Raw genomic sequence first — 19,195 nt, forward strand, 5'->3', positions numbered from 1 at the left:
CGCCCGGGCGCGGGCGGGCCGCTAGTCTCACGAGTATGAGCATCGATGCACAGGCCGCCCTCGACGCGATCACCGCCGAGGAGCGGGAGTTGGATGTCGATCGTTTCACCGTGACGGATGCCTGGGAGGTGGGCGCCTGGCTGCGCGCGCGTGCCGTCGCCGACGCGTTGCCGATCGTCGTGTCGGTGGTCCTCGGGGGCCAACGCGCCTTCCACATGGCGGCGCCGGGCACGAGCGCCCTCAACGACGCCTGGCTGGAGCGGAAGTTCCGCGTCGTCGAGCACTTCGGCCGCTCTTCTCTGGGCGTGCACTACGACTTCCTCTCCCGGGGCGAGGACTTCGAGCGCTCATCCCGTCTCGACCCCGCGCTGTACGCAGCGGCGGGCGGCGGGTTCCCGATCCGGATCGGCGGAACGCTCGCGGGCGCGATCGGTGTGAGCGGCCTCGAGATGCACGCCGACCACGCTCTGGTCGTGGAGGCGCTGCGCGCGCACCTCTCGCGCTGAGACGATCCTCCGCCGCGTCAACCCCCTGGGCCCGGGGCGCTCGACGCGCGATGGTGGTCGCATGGCGAAGAACGTGCGCACGCTCCGATGCACCCCGGCGGATGTCTTTGAGGTGCTCGAGAACGGATGGCTGTACCCGGCCTGGGTCGTCGGCGCCTCGCGGATGCGCGAGGTCGATGAGACCTGGCCCGCCGAGGGATCCCAGCTGCATCACTCGGTCGGTGTCTGGCCCGCCCTCCTCGACGACACCACCGTCGTCGAGGAGTGGTCGCCCCCGAATCGCATGGTCATCCGCGCGAAGGGCTGGCCGATCGGAGAGGCTCGGGTGACCCTGAGGGTCCGCGCGTGGGACGGCGGCGCCATGGTGCGCATCGATGAGGAGCCGGTGAAAGGGCCCGCGACACTGCTGCCGAGCCTGATCACCACGCCGCTCCTTCGCTTCCGCAATGCGGAGACCCTGAACCGGCTGGCGTACCTCGCCGAGGGCCGCGCTCGCTGACCCTTCGGTCGCCAGCGCAGAACACTGCACCCGCCTCACTGATCGGAGAAGCACATGACCTCCCCTCTCCTCACTTCCCACGCCCCGCTCCCCTCCCCGCGCGGCCCACTCGGCGATGCGGTGCGGAAGCGCCTGACCGGCGAAGCGGATGCCGTGACCGTGCGGAGTGCGCAGGCCGCGGTGGCCGAGGCATCCGATCTCCTGCACGACGACGACGTGCAGCTGGCGCTCTTCCTGCTCTACGCCTCCGCGTACGGTTCGCTCCCCGGACTGGATCCTCGCCTGGAGTGGGATCCCGAGCTGATCGCGGTCCGTGGTGTGCTGGAGGCGGCCTTCGAGCAGCGCCTGCGCGATGTCGTTCCGATTCCGGAGATGCCGGAGCCCACCGTCGATGCCGTCGGGCGCGCGCTGTTCGCCCTCGCCGCGGACGACGACGGACCCAGCCTCTCGCGTTACCTCGCCCGCAAGGCGACCCCTGAGCAGGCCCGCGAGTTCTTCCTGCAGCGTTCCGTCTACACGCTGCGCGAGGCTGACCCCCACTCGTGGGCGATCCCGAGGCTCACCGGCCGGGCGAAGGCGGCGCTCGTCGAGATCCAGTCCGACGAGTACGGCGGTGGGCGCCCCGAGCGCGTGCACGCGGAGATCTTCGCCGCCGCGATGCGCGGTGCGGACCTCGACGACACGTATGGCACCTACGTCGACGATGTGCCGGCGATCACTCTCGCGTCGCACAACATGATGTCGATGTTCGGACTGAACCGTCGGCTGGTCGGTGCGATCGTCGGCCATCTGGCGGCCTTCGAGATGACGTCGTCGATCCCAAACAAGCTCTATGCCGACGGCCTGCGTCGACTCGGCTACGGCGAGGACGTCACCGACTACTTCGACGAGCACGTCGAAGCGGACGCCGTGCACGAGCAGATCGCCGCTCGCGATCTCGCCGGTGGACTCGCCGAGGACCGACCGGATCTGCTGCCGGACATCATGTTCGGAGCCGCCGCCTGCCTCGCGGTGGACGGCTGGGTCGGGGAGCACATCCTCGAGGCCTGGTCGCGCGACGAGTCCTCGCTCCGAGAGCGGGAGGACGTATGAGCGTGCACGACGAGCATCCGACGATCACCGCGTATCCCGACGGGCCCCTCCTGGTCCGGGGAGACATCGACCTTGTCGATGCCGAGGGCGCGCCGATCGAGCGCCACCGGCGCACGATCGCCCTCTGCCGCTGCGGGCTGTCGGCCATCAAGCCCTTCTGCGACGGCACGCACAAACCCGCGGGCTTCCGCACCGAGGATTGATGCGTCGCCCGCCCTTCCGTTCGGCGCTGCAGGCAGCGACGCGTCCCGCACGACTTCTGCTGGTCGCGAAGACCGCGCTGGCCGTCGGGATCGCGTGGTTCATCGCGCGATACATGCCGGGGGTCACCGACGAGTACCCCTATTACGCACCCCTCGGCGCGCTGGTGAGCATGTACCCGACGCTGATGGGGTCGGTGAAGTCCGGGCTCCAGACCCTGCTCGGACTCGCCGCCGGCATCGGGCTGGCCTCGATCATCGTGCTCACGGTGGGTCCGACGTGGTGGTCCATCCCGATCGTCGTCGGGCTCGGGGTGCTCCTCTCGGGCACGGGGTGGTTCGGGGTGGGGCGCGAGTACGTGCCCATGGCCGCCCTCTTCGTGCTGATCATCGGCGGGCAGAATGCCGACGACTACTCCCTGGGATACCTCACCCAGATGTCGGTCGGGGTCGCCGTGGGGCTCGTCGTGAATCTGGCGATCGCGCCGGCACCGCTCACCGCCGAGGCGACGGCAAGCCTGCGTCTCTTCCGCGAGCGACTCGCGACGCACCTGCACGATATCGGTGAGGCGGTGTCGGATTCGTGGCCGCCCGAGAAGGAGCAGTGGGCCGACGACGCGACCTCGCTCGCGGAGACGGCACGTTCGCTGCGCTTCGCTCTCGTCGAGGCGGACGAGAGTCGCCGAGGCAATCCCCGCGCGTGGGGTCGACGCGGGGAGACCGACGATGCGCACCGACAGCTGGAGGCGTTGGAGCGGATCTCGCAGCACATCAGGGACATCGCGGACTCGCTCGCGGACACGATCTGGGATCGCCCCGCGGCGATCGACCTCGATCTCGAACTCCCCGCTCCGCTGACCGCCGCCTGCCATGCGGTCGCCGACGTGATCGCTCTCGAGGATCCGACGTCGGCCGAGGCGCATCGCATTCGAGGAGAGGCGACGCGCGCCGTGCGTCTCCTCCTCGAGACGGTCGATGATCGCACGATCGAGTTGCGTCAGTCGATCGGCCCCGGTGTGCTCGCGGCGATGCATCTGCGGCGGATCCTGATCCTCAGCCGTCCCCCCGCCGATGCGCCCTCGGATGAGGTGCGGTAGCAACAGAAAACCCCGGTCCGAGGACCGGGGTGAATTCCTGTAGCAGGAGCGGGGCTTGAACCCGCGACCTCACGATTATGAGTCGTGCGCTCTGACCAGCTGAGCTACCCTGCCGCGACGCATCCGCGTTCTGCAGAGACGAATGCTGCGAGCCCCGAGTCAGGATTGAACTGACGACCCCTTCCTTACCATGGAAGTGCTCTGCCACTGAGCTATCGGGGCGTGCTGCCCCTCGCGGGGCAACCACACGAGAATACCATCACTGTGGCGTCCTCATGAAATCGAGCCGGTCAATACTCGTAGCGACCGGCGTTCGCCTTGAGCCATGGCAGCGGATCGATGGTCGATCCGTTGACGATGAGCTCGAAGTGCATGTGCGCGCCGTACGAACGGCCGGTGTTGCCGGTCTTGCCGATCACGGTTCCGACGGTGACCTTGTCGCCCGTCTTCACCTGCAGCGAGTCGTACTGCATGTGCGCGTAGTGGCTCGTGATGACCTCGCCGTCGATGACGTGGTCGATGTACACGGTGACGCCGTAGGCGCCGCCCTGCTCGGTCGCGAGGCGCACCGTGCCGTCGGCGATGGCCTGGACGGGAGCGCCGTTGCCGGGAACGAAGTCGATGCCCTCGTGCAGACGGCCGCTGCGCATGCCGTAGCCGTAGCTCATGCCGACGCCGACGAGGAACGGCCACTGGATGGCGGCCTCGGGGTCGTTAGTGAAGACCTCGTTGGAGTAGTTGATGCCCTGTTCGGCGGCGACCTCGACGAGGGAGATCGTGCTGAAGTCGTCGCCGCGGTCGAGGGCTTCGTTCTGCACGTCGGAGGAGGTGACGAAGGCCTGGATCTCATCGGATGCCGCGGACTTCTCGTCGGCGGCAGCGGGGGCGACCAGCGACGCGGAGGCGGCCGAGGTGCCCTGCACGGCGGCGAGGGCCTCGGCGGGGAGGGTCATCGACACCGCGAGGAGACCGGCGAGGCTCATGACACCGAGGGAGGCCCCGACGGTGACGACCTTGCGGATGCGGCCGGAGCGGCGCGGGGCGAGGTGCACGATCTCTTCGATCGACGACTTCTCGACGGGCACCGAGGCGGTCGCGCGGTGGAACGCCGATCCCTTGAACGCCTGCGAGGCCTGCTCGAACGCGTCGATGAGGTTCTCGGTCGGCGCGGGGATGGCGGGGCCGTCGATGATGATCGGCTCGTCGCTCACGACGAGGGGGACCTTGGCCGGCTTCGGCGTCGATTCGCCGAGCTCGGAGACGACCTCGTCGGGTGCGGCGATCTTCTCGACGGACTCGTCGGCGGCGATGGCCTCGGCCGCCAGCATGCGGGCGGCGCGACGGGACAGCGGCGCGGAGGTCTCGGTGGCCGCGGGGGATGCAGAGGCTGTCGCCGTCTCTCCCACCGCGGTGGCCTCGTGGGCCTGAGTGCGGAGTCGGCTGGAGCGGCGCGTGGGCGCAGATTCAGCCTGGGGATTCTCGAAGGGCAAAACGATTCTCTCGGGGTCGTACGTCAAGCTCGGGGGCGCTTACTCATGTTCCGCCTTCGGGCGGCGGAAATAACGATCGCATAAACACTACCTCGCCTCGGCTGGGAAAGCCATGAGTCATTCATCTTTCGCGCCGATCCGTTCGATCAGGCGCGCATGGACGGCGCTCCCGCCGGCGACGATCAGGGGGCGCGCCGTGTCGACGTCGAAGCGGGAGACCTCGCCTCCGGCCTCGCGGACGAGCAGTGCCCCGGCCGCGAAATCCCAGGGCTTCAGACCGCGCTCGAAGTATCCGTCGAGGCGTCCGGCGGCGACATAGGCGAGGTTGAGGGCCGCCGCTCCCATCCGCCGCAGGTCCCTCGCGATCGGCATCACGCGCCTCACCGTCTCGATGTCGCCGTCGTGCGTGGCCGGGTCGTATCCGAAGCCCGTCGCCAGCAACGCGCCTGCGGGTGTCTCGTCGGTGACCGCGAGTCGTTGGTCGCCCAGCCAGGCCCCGTGCCCGCGCGCGGCGGAGAACAGCTCACTCAGCGCGGGTGCGAACACGACTCCGGCGAGATGCTCCCAGCTCGCCGGGTCTGCCGTTCCGCGCACGGCGGCGATGCTGACATTGTAGGCGGGGATGCCGGTGGCGTAGTTCACGGTGCCGTCGATCGGGTCGACGACCCACGTGATGCCGGTCTCGCCCTGCGCCGCCTCGGACTCCTCGCCGAGGAACCCGTCACCCGGCCGCGCCGCGTCGAGCCGGGTGCGGATCAGGGCCTCGACCTCGCGGTCGGCCTCGGTGACGATGTCGGCCAGCGTGGTCTTGGTCGCCGCGAGCGTGACACCCTCGCGGCGACGGCGCTGCGCGAGCGCGCCGGCCTCGCGGGCGATCTCCTGCGCGAGCTCGGCGAGCTCAACCTCGATCTCGCCGCTCACTGCGGAGGACGCGGGGCGGGAGGCGGCGGCGGGAAGGCTTCCTGCGTGTGCGGAGCCGAGGGCGCCGACTGCGAGGGCGCCGACTGCGGGGGTGCGGACTGAGGGGGCGCGGGCTGCGGCGGCGCTGCCTGCGGAGGGGCAGGCTGCGGGGGCGCGCTCGGGTACGCGAATCCGGGTTCGGCGGGAGCGGTCGGCACCGGAGGAACTCCGGGAACCGTGGGAGCCTGCGGCTCGGGAGCCACCGGGAACGACGTCGCCGGGAGCGCAGCCTGCGGCACGTAGGCCGTGGGCTGTCCCGTGTAGTAGGCGTTCCAGTCGGGGCTGCCATCGGGCAGTGCGGGCAGCGGGGTCACACCGTCGGCGAACGTCGGCCACGAGAGGAACGCGCTCGCCGGAGGCGCCTGCTGCGCGGGCTTCTTCGGAGCGAAGAGCGCGTTGAGCAGAGGAACGAGCGTCGTTCCGACGGCGGCGAGGATCGTCAACGCGACGACGATCCGCCAGTAGAGCTCGACGTACTCGAACGCGTCGGGGAAAGTCAGGTAGAACACGAGCATCGCCACGAGGCCGCCGAGGAACACGACCGTGATGATGTAGATCACCCGGTTGAACGTGGTGGGGTGGCGCTGTGCAGCCGGGGTGAAGAGGCGCACGTGCAGCAGCGCGAGCTGCAGGATGCCGACCACGAGGAGCAGCTGGAAGAACCGCGCCGCTCCGTTGAAGTAGTAGTCGTCTTCGGGCAGCCAGATCTTGAAGGCACCGACGATCAGCGCGATGATCCAGGTGACCATGCTGGTGAGCGCCAGCCAGTCGGGGCGCTTGGGTGCGAGTCCCGCCTCGAGGATCGCGATGCCCGCGAATCCGGCGAACAGCAGGATCGTGAGGAATGCCCGGCCGATCAGGCCGTCCTGGTCACCGATCAGCACCCACACGACGCAGACGAGCGCTGCGGCGATCAGAGCCCCGATGGCGATCCAGATCGCTCCCCTGATCAGGAGCGACATGTTCTTCTTCTCTTCGGTCACGGTCTCCGGCTGGGACATGACGACCCTCCCCCTCTAGCGGCGTTGCCCCTCATCCTGCCATGCGAGCAGGCGCGGGCACTGCCCCGACGCCCCGGATGTGCACAAGCATCCGAAAGCCGACGTCGGTGCAGTCCGGGTCAGCCGGCCTTCTTCGCGGACGCGGCGGCGAACTCGGCGATCCGTGCCTGCGCGTCGGGCGTCTGCATCGCGGCGCCGATCGAGAGCGCCTCCGCGGTCAGCTGTTCGGCGAAGGTGCGCTCGGGTTGCGCGCGCACCAGGTGCTTCGCCTGCCCGTAGGCATCCGCGGCACCGGCGAGCCAGAAGCGGGCGATCTCCTCACCGCGAGCCCGCACGAGGGCGGCCTCGGCCGCCGAGTCCTCGCCCGTCACCGTCTCGGCCGCGAGGCCCCACTCCACCGCTTCGTCGGCGGTGAGGAGGCGATCCTGCAGCACCAGCTGCAGTGCACGTCGCTGCCCGACCGCTCGGGCGAGCTGCGCCGAGACCGACAGGTCGGGGGTGAGGCCGATGTTCGCGTAGAGGCTGCCGAGCCGCGATCGCGAGCCGACCACCGCGTAGTCGCTGCTGAGCAGAATTCCGAGCCCTCCGCCCGCGGTCGTGCCGTGCGCGGCCGCGACGACCGGCACCGACGATTCCGTCAGCGAGCGGATGCCGGTGTTGATGACCTCTGCCAGGGCCGTGATCTCATCGCCCGACCCCATCGTGGTCGCCATGTCGATCACGTCACCGCCGGCGCAGAATGCGGGCCCCGCCGCATCGATCAGGATCGCCTTCACATCAGAACGCGACGTCGCCTCGCCCGTGGCGTCGCGCCACGCGTGCGCGAGATCGGCGTTGAAGGCGTTGAGCCGAGCCGGGCGGTTCAGCGTGAGCCGAGCCATCCCCTCATCGACCGAGAACAGGATGGCATCGCTCATGGCTTCTCCTTCGAGCACAGGACGTTGCGTCCAGCGTAATCGCGGTCAGGCGTACTGCCACACCCGCGAGACGAACGCCTCCATGCGGCGGCGGGTGCCGTCGAGGCGGAAGTCGACCTGCCCGTCGGCCAGGACCTCGTTCGGCGCGAGCGGGTGTGCGAGCCGCACGTTCTCGTGGCACGAGAGGTCCGCGCAGATGTAGGTGCCGAACGAGTCGCCCCGCTGCCCCGCTTCCCCCGCCCGTCGCGCCGAGAACAGCGTGACCTGGTTGCCCGGCTGCATGGTGCGGCAGATGTCGCACATGCCCGATCGGCCGCGCCCCGGGTCGGAAGCGCGCAGCACGATGCCGACGATCTCGCCGTCGTGCGGGATCAGCACGTACCCGCGGCGGCCGGCGCCCGGATCGCGCCACGCGAAGAAGTCGAGGTAGTCCCAGTCGACCAGCACGAAGTCGTGCGGCATCTCCATGACCCGGAGTTCGTCGGCATCCGCATTGACGAACGATGCCCGGACGTCTGCTTCGGTGAGCGCTCGCATCGTCCCAGTCTAGGAAGTCGCGGGTGGGAACGGCTCGTAGAGTGGCGGGATGGCACACGCACTCGTCACCGGAGCATCCCGCGGCATCGGCCGGGCCACCGCGATCGCGCTGAGCGCGCGCGGCGATCGCGTCGCGGTGCACTACGGCAGCGACCGGGATTCCGCCGCCGAGACGCTCGCCCTGCTGCACGGCGACGGCCATCACCTGGTGGGCGGCGATCTCTCAGATCCGACGGCTGCCGCGGCCATCGTCGATGAGGCGACCGCGGCGCTCGGGGTCATCGACGTGCTCGTGAACAATGCGGCGATCGCGCCGAGCCCGGCGACCTTCCATCGGGTGGATGCCGTGGACTACGCCACCTGGCGGGAGACATGGACGCGGATGCTCGACGTCGACCTCCGCGCCGCCGCGAACGTCTCCTATCTCGTCGCCAACGCGCTGATCCGCGCGGGTGCCGACGGATCGATCGTGAACATCGGTTCACGCGGCGCCGACCGCGGCGAACCCGACTTCCCCGCCTACGGGGCGGCGAAGGCGGGACTGCACGCGCTCGGCCAGTCGCTGGCCGTCGCGCTGGCTCCGCACGGCATCGCCGTCGCGACCGTCTCCCCCGGCTTCGTCGGGACCGAACGGCAGCAGTCGAAGCTCGCCGGCGCCGAAGGTGATTCCGTGCGCGCGCAGAGCCCGTTCGGCCGCGTCGGCACGCCCGAGGAGGTCGCCGCCGCGGTCGTCTACCTCACCTCTCCCGAGGCGCAGTGGGCGTCGGGTGCGGTGCTCGACCTCAACGGGGCTTCTTACTTGCGGTGAGCGTCATGCGAAACGCCGTTTCTTGTCTCTGTCCGCCGAAGGGAGGACAGACACAAGGGACGACCGGACACCACAATTCAGGAGTGGCGCAACGAATCACCCGGGCGACGCGAGGAACGCTCGCGTGTGTCCTGTCTGCCGCAGTTCTGGCCGGATGCACCGCTCCGAGCCCGGACGCGCTCGAGTCGCCCGCCGCAACTGAGTTGGCCGTGGAATCGGCATCCGAGCCGACGACACCCCCGGCTCCTGTGTCGACGCCGAAATCCGAGCCGGACTGCATCCCTTCGGGAGGGGACGGCATGATTACCACCGGTGAGCCGCTCAATGTGGAGTTGTACTCCAACGTTCACGACTACGGCCCCCGCGATGGCGCGAACGGCACGGTGGAGTACGCCGCTGACGGCACCCTCGCCTCCTACGAAGTCGCCTCCGGCGACTACGTCGATGCGATCCTCGAACGCCTCTGCGTCGGCTTCTACTCCCTGCAAGCTCTCAACGCCGTGCGGCGCGGGAGCGTCCACTCGGTGGATCCGACCTATCAGGCCTACCTGGCCGGTCTCTACGTCGGTGACACGCTGAACCTCAGCCCGTACACGATCACGAGCGTCGGCGATCTCAACGGCGAGGTCTTCGCCTACGAGACGTCCTTCATCCTTCCGCCGCAGAAGTGAGCACGCTCGTCGACACTCGCAGCTGAGCCCGGGAACGAGAAAAGCCGCCAGCTTGCGGCGGCTCTTCTAATCCAGGCGTTCGGATGTGAACACCTTCTGGTGGCGAGTGAGGGATTCGAACCCCCGAATGCAGTGCAGTCTGATTTACAGTCAGATCCCTTTGGCCGCTTGGGTAACTCGCCAGAGCGCACCCGTCCAACTTGAACAGCCAACCGGGGGCACGAGTATTTATAGTACCCGTCGAACGCCGGTGGATGAAATCGAGCTGTCAGCTGCCCTGCACGCCGCGCGCCGACTCCGCGAGCGACTCGGGAGTGCGCAGCAGACCGCCCTCGGCACGGCACGTGGCCGCCGCGATGTCCATCGCCCGATGCAGCAGCGCCTGCCACTCGCCTGCGGCCTGAGGACGTGCTCCGACCAGCCCCGCAGCGACGGCGGCGAGGGTCGCATCGCCCGCGCCAACCGTGTCGACGATCGGCCCCGGCAGCGTCGCGATCGGCGCGGAGATCGTCGCGGTATCCGTCTCGATCACCGCGCCCTCCGAGCCCGCTGTCGCCAGCACCGCGCGCACGCCGAGACCGCGCAGACGCACGCGCAGCGCGTCGAGGTCGCCGTCGTACAGCAGCGTCGCGTCATCGGCGCCCACTTTGACGATCTCGGTCGCCGCGGCGAGGCGCTCGAAGCCGCGCACGAACTCCTCCCGGTCGCTGAGCATGCCCGCGCGCGGGTTGGGATCGATCGCGAGGCGCGCGTCGCCGACGGCATCCGCCAGCGCGTCGACCTCGGCCGGAACATCGAACGGGAAGCAGCTGATCGCCACGAGATCGGAGTCGGCGATCGCCTGCCGCGCGGCATCCGAATAGCGGATGCTGCGCCGCTGCGCCGCCTCGTTGAAGACGTACTCCGGCTCTCCACCGGCCGAGCGCTGCACGATCGCGCGCGAGGAGCCGTGCGGGGCCGGCTCGGCGATCAGCGTGACTCCGTGGTCGTCGAGGTACTCGCGGATGTGCGCGCCGGCCGCATCGTCGCCCACCATGGCGATCAGCGTCGTCGGCACCCCCAACCTGCGCAGGCCCACGGCCACGTTCAGCGCGGCGCCACCCACCAGTTCGCGGATGCCCGTCTCGTCGCGGATCTCGTCGATCAGGGCGTCTCCGATGACGACCGCGGATCGGGAAGAAGTGTCTGTGCTCACCCGCCCGACATTACCGCGCCCCGCCGTCATCGTCCGCTCGCACGGCTCGGGATGACCGAGGAGTACGGTGTGGCTATGAAGGCACGCTCCGTTGCCGCCGTCGCGGCCCTCCTGCTCATCGCCGGCCTCACGGGCTGCGGCGCCGCCTCCGACGGCGACGGGGGCTCCTCCGCCTCTCCATCGCCCTCGGAATCGGGATCGCCCACCGAGTCGGCATCCGCCTCCCCCACCCCGTCGCCGACACCCACCGCCGCCGCCGTGGCGCTGCCGACCGACTGCCGCGCGATCCTCTCGGAAGACGTGCTGTCGCAGCTCGGCGAGACGCCGCTCAACGACGCCGCATTCGGACCGTCGGGCGTCGGCCCGAACGGAACCCTCACCTGCATCTGGCGAGACCCCGGCGCCGACACCACGGGCCTCGTCACGACGATCGAGCGCATGAACCGCGGACCCGCGCTCGACCTGCTCAACAACCTCGCCGACACCGAGGGCTTCAGCTGCTTCACGCCCGACGGCGGTACCCGCTGCGAGAAGACCTGGCAGAACGAGCAATACCCCGTGACCGACGGGCGCACCCTCTTCTGGCGCGACGGCATCCTCATCGACACCCAGTACTCCAACCTCGCGCCCACCGGCTACACGGCCAGCATCATCGCGAGCATCTTCGACTAGGCATCCGCCCGCTCGGATGCCGGCGGGTACGACGAAGGCCCCGGGGAGAACCCCGGGGCCTTCGTTCACTCACTCACACTCAGTTGTACGTACCGGGCGTGATGTCGTCCGTCGAGAACGCGTCGAAGTCGACGTAACCGAAGTCACCGTCGGCGTACGCCCCGTCGGATGCGAAGATCCGGTTCGGGTAGCGCTCGCTCTTGGCCTCTTCCGTGGCCTCGACCGTGACGTCGCGGTACTTCGAGAGACCGGTTCCGGCGGGGATGAGCTTTCCGATGATGACGTTCTCCTTGAGACCGACCAGCGGGTCGCGCTTGCCCTGCATCGCAGCCTCGGTGAGCACGCGGGTCGTCTCCTGGAAGGAGGCGGCCGACAGCCACGACTCCGTCGCGAGCGACGCCTTCGTGATACCCATCAGCTCCGAACGGCCCGACGCGGGGCGCTTGCCCTCGGCCACGGCCTCGCGGTTGATCGCCTGGTAGCGCTTGAGGTCGACCATCTCACCCGGCAGCAGGGTCGTGTCGGCGTGATCGACGACGGTGACCTTGCGGAGCATCTGGCGGACGATGACCTCGATGTGCTTGTCGTGGATCGGCACACCCTGCGAGCGGTACACGCCCTGGACGCCGTTGACGAGGTAACGCTGCACCTCGCGGGCACCCATGACACGCATGACCTCCTTGGGGTCGAGCGTGCCCACCAGGATCGGCTGACCGACCGTGACGTGCTGTCCGTCCTCGACCAGGAGCGTCGCACGACGCAGAACCGGGTAGATGACCGGCTCGTCGCCGTTGTCGGGCGTCAGGATGACCTTCTTGGCCTTGTCCGTCTCGTCGATCGTGATGCGGCCATCGGCCTCGGCGATCGGCGACGCACCCTTGGGGGTACGAGCCTCGAACAGCTCCTGCACACGGGGAAGACCCTGCGTGATGTCGTCTGCCGACGCGGAACCACCGGTGTGGAAGGTACGCATCGTCAGCTGGGTACCGGGCTCACCGATCGACTGGGCCGCGATGATGCCGACGGCCTCGCCGATGTCGACGGTCTTACCCGTCGCCAGCGAACGGCCGTAGCACTGAGCGCAGACACCGACGGCGGAGTCGCAGGTCAGGACCGAGCGCACCTTGATGGTCTCGACACCCGCCGCGACCAGCTTGTCGATGAGCACGTCACCCACGTCGTCACCGGCGTCGGCGAGGACCTCGCCCTTGCTGTCGACGACACCCGAGGCGAGCGTACGGGCGAACACCGAGTTCTCGACGTTCGCATCGCGCACGAGCTCACCCTGCGAGTTCGGAGCGGCGATCGGGAGCTCGAGGCCCTTCGACGTGCCGCAGTCCTCTTCGCGGATGATGACGTCCTGCGAGACGTCCACCAGACGACGGGTCAGGTAACCCGAGTCGGCGGTACGCAGAGCGGTGTCGGCCAGACCCTTACGGGTACCGTGCGTCGCGATGAAGTACTCCGCCACCGACAGACCCTCGCGGTACGAGGAGATGATCGGACGCGGGATGATCTCACCCTTGGGGTTGTTCACCAGACCACGCATACCCGCGATGTTGCGGATCTGCAGCCAGTTACCACGGGCGCCCGAGGACACCATGCGGTTGATGGTGTTGTCCTCCGGGAAGTGCGCCTTCATCGCGGCCTGCACCTCGTCGGTCGCCTCGGTCCAGATCTTGATGAGCTCCTGGCGACGCTCGGCGTCGGTCGTGAGGCCCTTCTCGTACTGGGACTGGACCTTCGCGGCCTGCTTCTCGTAGCCCGCGACGATCTCGGCCTTGTTCGGCGGCGTCAGGATGTCGCTCAGGGCGACGGTCACACCGGAGCGCGTGGCCCAGTAGAAACCGGCGTCCTTAATGCGGTCCAGCGACGCAGCCGTCTCGACCTTCGGGTACTCCTCGGCCAGCTTGTTGACGATCTGCGACAGCTTGCCCTTGTCGGCCTGCTCGCGGACGAAGGGGTAGCCCTTCGGCAGCGCGTCGTTGAAGATCGCCTGACCCAGCGAGGCGTCCACGAGACCGTGACGCTCGTAGCCCTCGGGCGCTTCGCCCTCGAGGAACGTCAGACCCGGGATGCGGATGCGGATCTTGGCCTGCAGGTCGAGGGTTCCCTCGTCCTTCGCCAGGATCGCCTCGCCGACCGAACCGAATGCACGGCCCTCACCGGCTGCGCCCTCCTTGACCGTGGTCAGGTGGTGCAGACCGATGATCATGTCCTGCGAAGGCAGGGTCACCGGGCGGCCGTCGGACGGCTTCAGGATGTTGTTCGACGCGAGCATCAGCACGCGGGCCTCGGCCTGAGCCTCGACCGACAGCGGCAGGTGCACGGCCATCTGGTCACCGTCGAAGTCGGCGTTGAACGCCGCGCAGACGAGCGGGTGCAGCTGGATGGCCTTACCCTCGACGAGCTGCGGCTCGAACGCCTGGATGCCGAGACGGTGCAGCGTGGGCGCACGGTTGAGCAGCACGGGACGCTCGCGGATGATCTCCTCGAGCACGTCCCAGACCTCGGGACGCGTGCGCTCGACGGCGCGCTTCGCGGCCTTGATGTTCTGCGAGTGACCCAGGTCGATCAGGCGCTTGATGACGAACGGCTTGAAGAGCTCCAGAGCCATCTGCTTGGGCAGACCGCACTGGTGCAGCTTGAGCTGCGGTCCGACGATGATGACCGAACGGCCCGAGTAGTCGACGCGCTTTCCGAGCAGGTTCTGGCGGAAACGACCCTGCTTACCCTTCAGCATGTCGCTGAGGGACTTCAGGGCGCGGTTGCCGGTACCGGTGACGGGACGACCACGGCGACCGTTGTCGAACAGAGCGTCGACGGCCTCCTGCAGCATGCGCTTCTCGTTGTTGACGATGATCTCGGGGGCACCGAGGTCGATCAGACGACGAAGACGGTTGTTGCGGTTGATCACGCGGCGGTACAGGTCGTTCAGGTCGGAGGTCGCGAAGCGGCCACCGTCGAGCTGCACCATCGGACGAAGCTCCGGCGGGATCACCGGGACGACGTCGAGGACCATCGCGGCCGGGCTCATGCCGGTCTCGAGGAACGAGTTGACGACCTTGAGACGCTTGATCGCACGGATCTTGCGCTGGCCCTTGCCCTCGGCGATCTGCAGGTGCAGGTTCTCGGCCTCGGCCTGGAGGTCGAAGGCGGCGAGACGACGCTGGATCGACTCGGCACCCATGTAGGCCTCGAAGTACTGACCGAAGCGGTCCTGCAGCTCGTGGAAGACGTCGTCCTCGGGACGCAGTGCGCCGACCTCGAGCGTGCGGAAGTCCTCCCATACGCGCTCGAGCTTGGCGATCGCCTCGTCGGCACCCTTGCGGATGAGCGACATCTCCTTCTCGGCGGCGTCCTTGACCTTCTTCTTGGCATCGGCCTTGGCACCCTCGGCCTCGAGAGCGGCGAGCTCCTCCTCGAGACGAGCGAGGCGCTCGGCGATCTTGGAGTCACGGCGGTCGCCGAGCGTCTTCAGCTCGAGACGGACGTTGTTCTCCTGGGTGCCCAGGTCGCGGTGACGAGCATCCTCGTCGACCGAGATGACCATGTACGCGGCGAAGTAGATGACCTTCTCGAGGTCCTTCGGCGCCATGTCGAGCAGGTAGCCCAGACGCGAGGGAACACCCTTGAAGTACCAGATGTGGGTGACGGGAGCGGCGAGCTCGATGTGACCCATGCGCTCACGACGGACGGAGCTCTTGGTGACCTCCACGCCGCAGCGCTCGCAGACGATTCCCTTGAAGCGGACGCGCTTGTACTTTCCGCAGGCGCATTCCCAGTCGCGGGACGGTCCGAAGATCTGCTCTCCGAAGAGGCCGTCCTTCTCGGGCTTCAGGGTGCGGTAGTTGATGGTTTCGGGCTTCTTGACCTCGCCGTAGGACCACGCGCGGATGTGGTCTGCGGTCGCCAGGCCGATGCGAAGCTCATCGAAAGTTGTGGACTCGAGCACTAGTTCTCCTGTGTCGGAAATTCTTTTTGAGAAGTCTGCTTCGGGGGGCCCGGGAGTTGCGTCCCGGGCCCGTCCGAAGGATTAGATCTCGTCGATCGAGGCGGCCTCGAAGCGGCTGGAGATGTTGATACCGAGCTCTTCCGCGGCGCGGAACGCCTCGTCGTCGGTGTCGCGGAGGTTGACCAGCGTGCCGTCGGCCGAGAGGACCTCGACGTTCAGGCAGAGCGACTGCATCTCCTTCATGAGCACCTTGAACGACTCGGGGATGCCGGGCTCCTGGATGTTCTCGCCCTTGACGATCGCCTCGTAGACCTTGACGCGGCCGAGGATGTCGTCGGACTTGATGGTGAGGAGCTCCTGGAGGGCGTACGCGGCGCCGTAGGCCTCGAGGGCCCACACCTCCATCTCACCGAAGCGCTGTCCACCGAACTGCGCCTTACCACCGAGCGGCTGCTGGGTGATCATCGAGTACGGACCCGTGGAACGTGCGTGGATCTTGTCGTCGACCAGGTGGTGCAGCTTCAGGATGTACATGTAGCCCACCGAGATCGGCGCCGGGAACGGCTCACCGGAGCGGCCGTCGAACAGCTGCGTCTTTCCGGACGAGTCGATCAGGCGAACGCCGTCGCGCGTCGGGAGCGTCGAGTCGAGGAGACCGGAGATCTCCTCCTCCGACGCGCCGTCGAACACCGGGGTCGCGACCTTCGTACCGGGAGCGGCCTCGAAAGCCTGCTCCGGCAGACGCACGGCCCACTCGGGGGTGCCCTCGACCTTCCAGCCCTGCTTGGCGATCCACCCGAGGTGGGTCTCCAGCACCTGGCCGAAGTTCATTCGACCCGGGATGCCGAGCGGGTTCAGGACGATGTCGACCGGGGTTCCGTCCGCGAGGAACGGCATGTCCTCGATCGGGAGGATCTTCGCGATGACGCCCTTGTTGCCGTGACGGCCGGCGAGCTTGTCGCCCTCGGTGATCTTGCGCTTCTGGGCGATGTAGACCACGACGCGGCGGTTGACGCCCGAGCCGAGCTCGTCGTCGCCGTCCTCGGCGTTGAACTCCTTGACGGCGATGATCGTGCCCTGCTCACCGTGGGGAACCTTCAGCGACGTGTCGCGGACCTCGCGGCTCTTCTCGTTGAAGATCGCGCGGAGCAGACGCTCCTCGGCCGACAGCTCGGTCTCGCCCTTCGGCGTGACCTTGCCGACGAGGATGTCGCCGGGGCGGACCTCGGCACCGATGCGGATGATGCCGCGCTCGTCGAGGTCCTTGAGCAGCTCCGGGCTGACGTTGGGGAGGTCACGGGTGATCTCCTCCTTGCCGAGCTTGGTGTCGCGCGCGTCGACCTCGTACTCCTCGATGTGGATCGAGGAGAGGGTGTCGTCCTTCACCAGGTCCTGGCTCAGGATGATCGCGTCCTCGAAGTTGTAGCCCTCCCACGTCATGAACGCGACGAGGAGGTTCTTTCCGAGGGCCAGCTCGCCGTTCTCGGTGGCGGGGCCATCGGCGATGACCTCTCCGACCTCGATGCGCTCGCCGGCGGTGACGACGACCTTCTGGTTGTAGGAGGTGCCCTGGTTGGAGCGGTCGAACTTGCGCAGGTGGTACTCCTGCGTGCCGCCCTCGTCGAGCATGACGACGACGCGGTCCGCGGAGACCTCGGAGACGACACCGGCCTTCTCGGCGGTGATCACGTCACCGGCGTCGATGGCCGTGTAGCCCTCCATACCGGTTCCGACGAGCGGCGAGTCGCTGCGCAGCAGCGGCACGGCCTGACGCTGCATGTTGGCGCCCATGAGGGCGCGCTGCGCGTCATCGTGCTCGAGGAAGGGCACGAGCGAGGTCGCAACCGACACCATCTGGCGCGGCGAGACGTCGATGTAGCCGATCTCCTCCGGGAGGAAGAGGTCGACCTCACCGCTACCGCCCTTGGGGCGCGCGAGGACGTGGCTCTCGCGGAAGCGACCCTTGGCATCGAGCGGGGCGTTGGCCTGCGCGATGTTGAAGTCGACCTCTTCGGAAGCCGTGAGGTAGTCGATCTGGTCGGTGACGACGCCACCCTCGACCTTGCGGTACGGGGTCTCGATGAAACCGAACGAGTTGATGCGCGCGAACGTCGCGAGAGCACCGATCAGACCGATGTTCGGGCCTTCCGGGGTCTCGATCGGGCACATGCGGCCGTAGTGCGACGGGTGGACGTCACGGACCTCGACGCCGGCGCGGTCACGCGAGAGACCACCCGGGCCGAGCGCCGAGAGACGACGCTTGTTGGTCAGACCCGCGAGCGGGTTGTTCTGGTCCATGAACTGCGACAGCTGCGACGTTCCGAAGAACTCCTTGATCGCGGCGACGACGGGGCGCACGTTGATCAGGGTCTGCGGCGTGATCGCCTCGATGTCCTGCGTGGTCATGCGCTCGCGGACGACGCGCTCCATGCGCGACAGACCGGTGCGGACCTGGTTCTGGATCAGCTCGCCGACCGCGCGGATACGACGGTTGCCGAAGTTGTCGATGTCATCGGTCGCGAGACGGATCTCGGCCTTCTTGCCGCCACGGATGCCCGAGAAGGTCTCGGTGCCCGCGTGGATGCGCACGAGGTACTTGATCGTCGCGACGATGTCTTCGACCGTGAGGACCGAGTCCGTCAGCGGCGCGTCGAGACCGAGCTTGTGGTTGATCTTGTAACGACCCACCTTCGCCAGGTCGTAGCGCTTCGGGTTGAAGTAGAAGTTGTCGAGGAGCGCGCGGGCGGCCTCGGCGGCGACCTGCTCGCCCGGACGCAGCTTGCGGTAGATGTCGCGGAGCGCATCTTCCTTCGTGACGATGGTGTCCTTCGCGAGCGTCTCCTCGATCGAGGTGAAGCCGGCGAACTCCGCCAGGATCTCTTCGCTCGTCATGCCGAGGGCCTTGAGGAAGACGGTCACCGACTGCTTGCGCTTGCGGTCGATGCGCACGCCGACCTGGTCGCGCTTGTCGATCTCGAACTCGAGCCATGCACCGCGGCTCGGGATCACGCGCGCCGAGACGATGTCCTTATCGGACGTCTTGTCGGGCGTCTTGTCGAAGTAGACACCGGGCGAACGCACCAGCTGCGAGACGACGACGCGCTCGGAGCCGTTGATGATGAACGTGCCCTTGCCGGTCTGGAGCGGGAAGTCGCCCATGAAGACCGTCTGGGTCTTGATCTCACCGGTGAGGTGGTTCATGAACTCGGCCTCGACGTACAGCGGAGCGGCGTAGGTCTTGCCACGCTCCTTGCACTCCTCGATCGAGTACTTCTCGGGCTCGAGGTACGGGTTCGTGAACGAGAGCTGCATCGTCTCGCCGAGGTCCTCGATCGGGGAGATCTCCTCGAAGATCTCGCCGAGACCGCTGATCTCGTTGACGTCGGTGCGGCCGGCCTTCTTGGCCTCGGCCACGCGGGCCTTCCAGTCGTCGTTACCGACGAGCCAGCCGAAGGACTCGGTCTGGAGGGCGAGAAGGTCGGGGACCGTCAGCGTGTCGGAGATCTTGGCGAACGAGAGGCGGGAAGCTCCGCGTCCGTTCTTGGTGGTGGTGGATGTGGATGCGTTGCGAGCAGCAGCCAAGGGAATAACCTCC

The 19,195-nt window shown here is 67.9% G+C and carries 16 protein-coding genes and 3 tRNA genes; 8 read left to right on the forward strand and 11 right to left on the reverse strand.

Going from position 1 to position 19,195, the window contains the following annotated elements:
* Nucleotides 1-35: 35 nt before the first annotated feature.
* The 5 genes from KZC52_RS06325 (at nucleotide 36) to KZC52_RS06345 (ending at nucleotide 3,394) form a co-directional block, all read left to right on the forward strand.
* Nucleotides 36-506, forward strand: a complete 471-nt coding sequence (locus tag KZC52_RS06325; protein WP_247623200.1) for a heme-degrading domain-containing protein — start codon at nucleotides 36-38, stop codon at nucleotides 504-506.
* A 61-nt stretch (nucleotides 507-567) separates the two neighbouring features.
* On the forward strand, nucleotides 568-1,005 hold the full coding sequence (locus tag KZC52_RS06330; protein WP_247623201.1) for an SRPBCC family protein: 438 nt from the start codon (nucleotides 568-570) through the stop codon (nucleotides 1,003-1,005).
* Between the two features lie 54 nt (nucleotides 1,006-1,059).
* Entirely contained in the window at nucleotides 1,060-2,097 is a 1,038-nt protein-coding gene (locus KZC52_RS06335; RefSeq protein WP_247623202.1) for an iron-containing redox enzyme family protein, read from the forward strand.
* The gene (locus KZC52_RS06340; RefSeq protein WP_247623203.1) at nucleotides 2,094-2,300 is read left to right on the forward strand and encodes a CDGSH iron-sulfur domain-containing protein; all 207 of its coding nucleotides are present in this window, start codon (nucleotides 2,094-2,096) and stop codon (nucleotides 2,298-2,300) included. Before KZC52_RS06335 ends, KZC52_RS06340 begins: the two co-directional genes overlap by 4 nt.
* Complete coding sequence (locus tag KZC52_RS06345) at nucleotides 2,300-3,394, forward strand: FUSC family protein (protein ID WP_247623204.1); 1,095 nt, start codon at nucleotides 2,300-2,302, stop codon at nucleotides 3,392-3,394. The genes KZC52_RS06340 and KZC52_RS06345 overlap by 1 nt, the downstream gene beginning before the upstream one ends.
* Nucleotides 3,395-3,434: 40 nt before the next feature.
* Here the strand turns inward: KZC52_RS06345 and KZC52_RS06350 are convergent.
* The 7 genes from KZC52_RS06350 to KZC52_RS06380 form a co-directional block, all read right to left on the reverse strand.
* Nucleotides 3,435-3,508: transfer RNA gene (locus KZC52_RS06350), tRNA-Met, on the reverse strand.
* A gap of 36 nt (nucleotides 3,509-3,544) precedes the next feature.
* A tRNA-Thr gene (locus KZC52_RS06355) sits at nucleotides 3,545-3,616 on the reverse strand.
* 68 nt (nucleotides 3,617-3,684) lie between these two features.
* On the reverse strand, nucleotides 3,685-4,800 hold the full coding sequence (locus tag KZC52_RS06360; protein ID WP_247623205.1) for a M23 family metallopeptidase: 1,116 nt from the start codon (nucleotides 4,798-4,800) through the stop codon (nucleotides 3,685-3,687).
* 201 nt (nucleotides 4,801-5,001) lie between these two features.
* Nucleotides 5,002-5,805 carry an inositol monophosphatase family protein gene (locus tag KZC52_RS06365; protein ID WP_247623206.1) on the reverse strand — a complete coding sequence of 268 codons (804 nt, stop codon included), beginning with the start codon at nucleotides 5,803-5,805 and terminating at the stop codon, nucleotides 5,002-5,004.
* Nucleotides 5,802-6,845: a hypothetical protein gene (locus tag KZC52_RS06370; protein ID WP_247624767.1), complete on the reverse strand. Its 1,044-nt coding sequence runs from the start codon at nucleotides 6,843-6,845 to the stop codon at nucleotides 5,802-5,804. Before KZC52_RS06370 ends, KZC52_RS06365 begins: the two co-directional genes overlap by 4 nt.
* Before the next feature lie 119 nt (nucleotides 6,846-6,964).
* Nucleotides 6,965-7,762, reverse strand: coding sequence for an enoyl-CoA hydratase/isomerase family protein (locus KZC52_RS06375; RefSeq protein ID WP_247623207.1), 798 nt, complete (start codon nucleotides 7,760-7,762; stop codon nucleotides 6,965-6,967).
* Nucleotides 7,763-7,807: 45 nt separating this feature from the next.
* Nucleotides 7,808-8,299 carry an FBP domain-containing protein gene (locus tag KZC52_RS06380; RefSeq protein ID WP_247623208.1) on the reverse strand — a complete coding sequence of 164 codons (492 nt, stop codon included), beginning with the start codon at nucleotides 8,297-8,299 and terminating at the stop codon, nucleotides 7,808-7,810.
* A gap of 49 nt (nucleotides 8,300-8,348) precedes the next feature.
* Here KZC52_RS06380 and KZC52_RS06385 point away from each other — a divergent pair, with 49 nt between their 5' ends.
* The gene (locus tag KZC52_RS06385) at nucleotides 8,349-9,107 is read left to right on the forward strand and encodes an SDR family NAD(P)-dependent oxidoreductase (RefSeq protein ID WP_247623209.1); all 759 of its coding nucleotides are present in this window, start codon (nucleotides 8,349-8,351) and stop codon (nucleotides 9,105-9,107) included.
* 299 nt (nucleotides 9,108-9,406) lie between these two features.
* Entirely contained in the window at nucleotides 9,407-9,778 is a 372-nt protein-coding gene (locus KZC52_RS06390) for a hypothetical protein (RefSeq protein WP_247623210.1), read from the forward strand.
* A 97-nt stretch (nucleotides 9,779-9,875) separates the two neighbouring features.
* Here KZC52_RS06390 and KZC52_RS06395 read toward each other — a convergent pair.
* Nucleotides 9,876-9,960, reverse strand: a tRNA-Tyr gene (locus KZC52_RS06395).
* Nucleotides 9,961-10,046: 86 nt separating this feature from the next.
* Nucleotides 10,047-10,973, reverse strand: coding sequence for a carbohydrate kinase family protein (locus tag KZC52_RS06400; protein ID WP_247623211.1), 927 nt, complete (start codon nucleotides 10,971-10,973; stop codon nucleotides 10,047-10,049).
* A gap of 75 nt (nucleotides 10,974-11,048) precedes the next feature.
* Between KZC52_RS06400 and KZC52_RS06405 the strand changes: the two genes are divergently transcribed.
* Complete coding sequence (locus KZC52_RS06405) at nucleotides 11,049-11,645, forward strand: hypothetical protein (protein WP_247623212.1); 597 nt, start codon at nucleotides 11,049-11,051, stop codon at nucleotides 11,643-11,645.
* Nucleotides 11,646-11,724: 79 nt separating this feature from the next.
* On the opposite strand, the gene rpoC is transcribed toward KZC52_RS06405, so the two are convergent.
* On the reverse strand, nucleotides 11,725-15,600 hold the full coding sequence (rpoC, locus tag KZC52_RS06410; RefSeq protein ID WP_247623213.1) for a DNA-directed RNA polymerase subunit beta': 3,876 nt from the start codon (nucleotides 15,598-15,600) through the stop codon (nucleotides 11,725-11,727).
* Nucleotides 15,601-15,681: 81 nt separating this feature from the next.
* On the reverse strand, nucleotides 15,682-19,182 hold the full coding sequence (rpoB, locus tag KZC52_RS06415) for a DNA-directed RNA polymerase subunit beta (RefSeq protein ID WP_247623214.1): 3,501 nt from the start codon (nucleotides 19,180-19,182) through the stop codon (nucleotides 15,682-15,684).
* Nucleotides 19,183-19,195: the final 13 nt, after the last annotated feature.

Origin of the sequence: Microbacterium galbinum (assembly GCF_023091225.1) — a bacterium.
Taxonomy (GTDB): Bacteria; Actinomycetota; Actinomycetes; order Actinomycetales; family Microbacteriaceae; genus Microbacterium; species Microbacterium galbinum.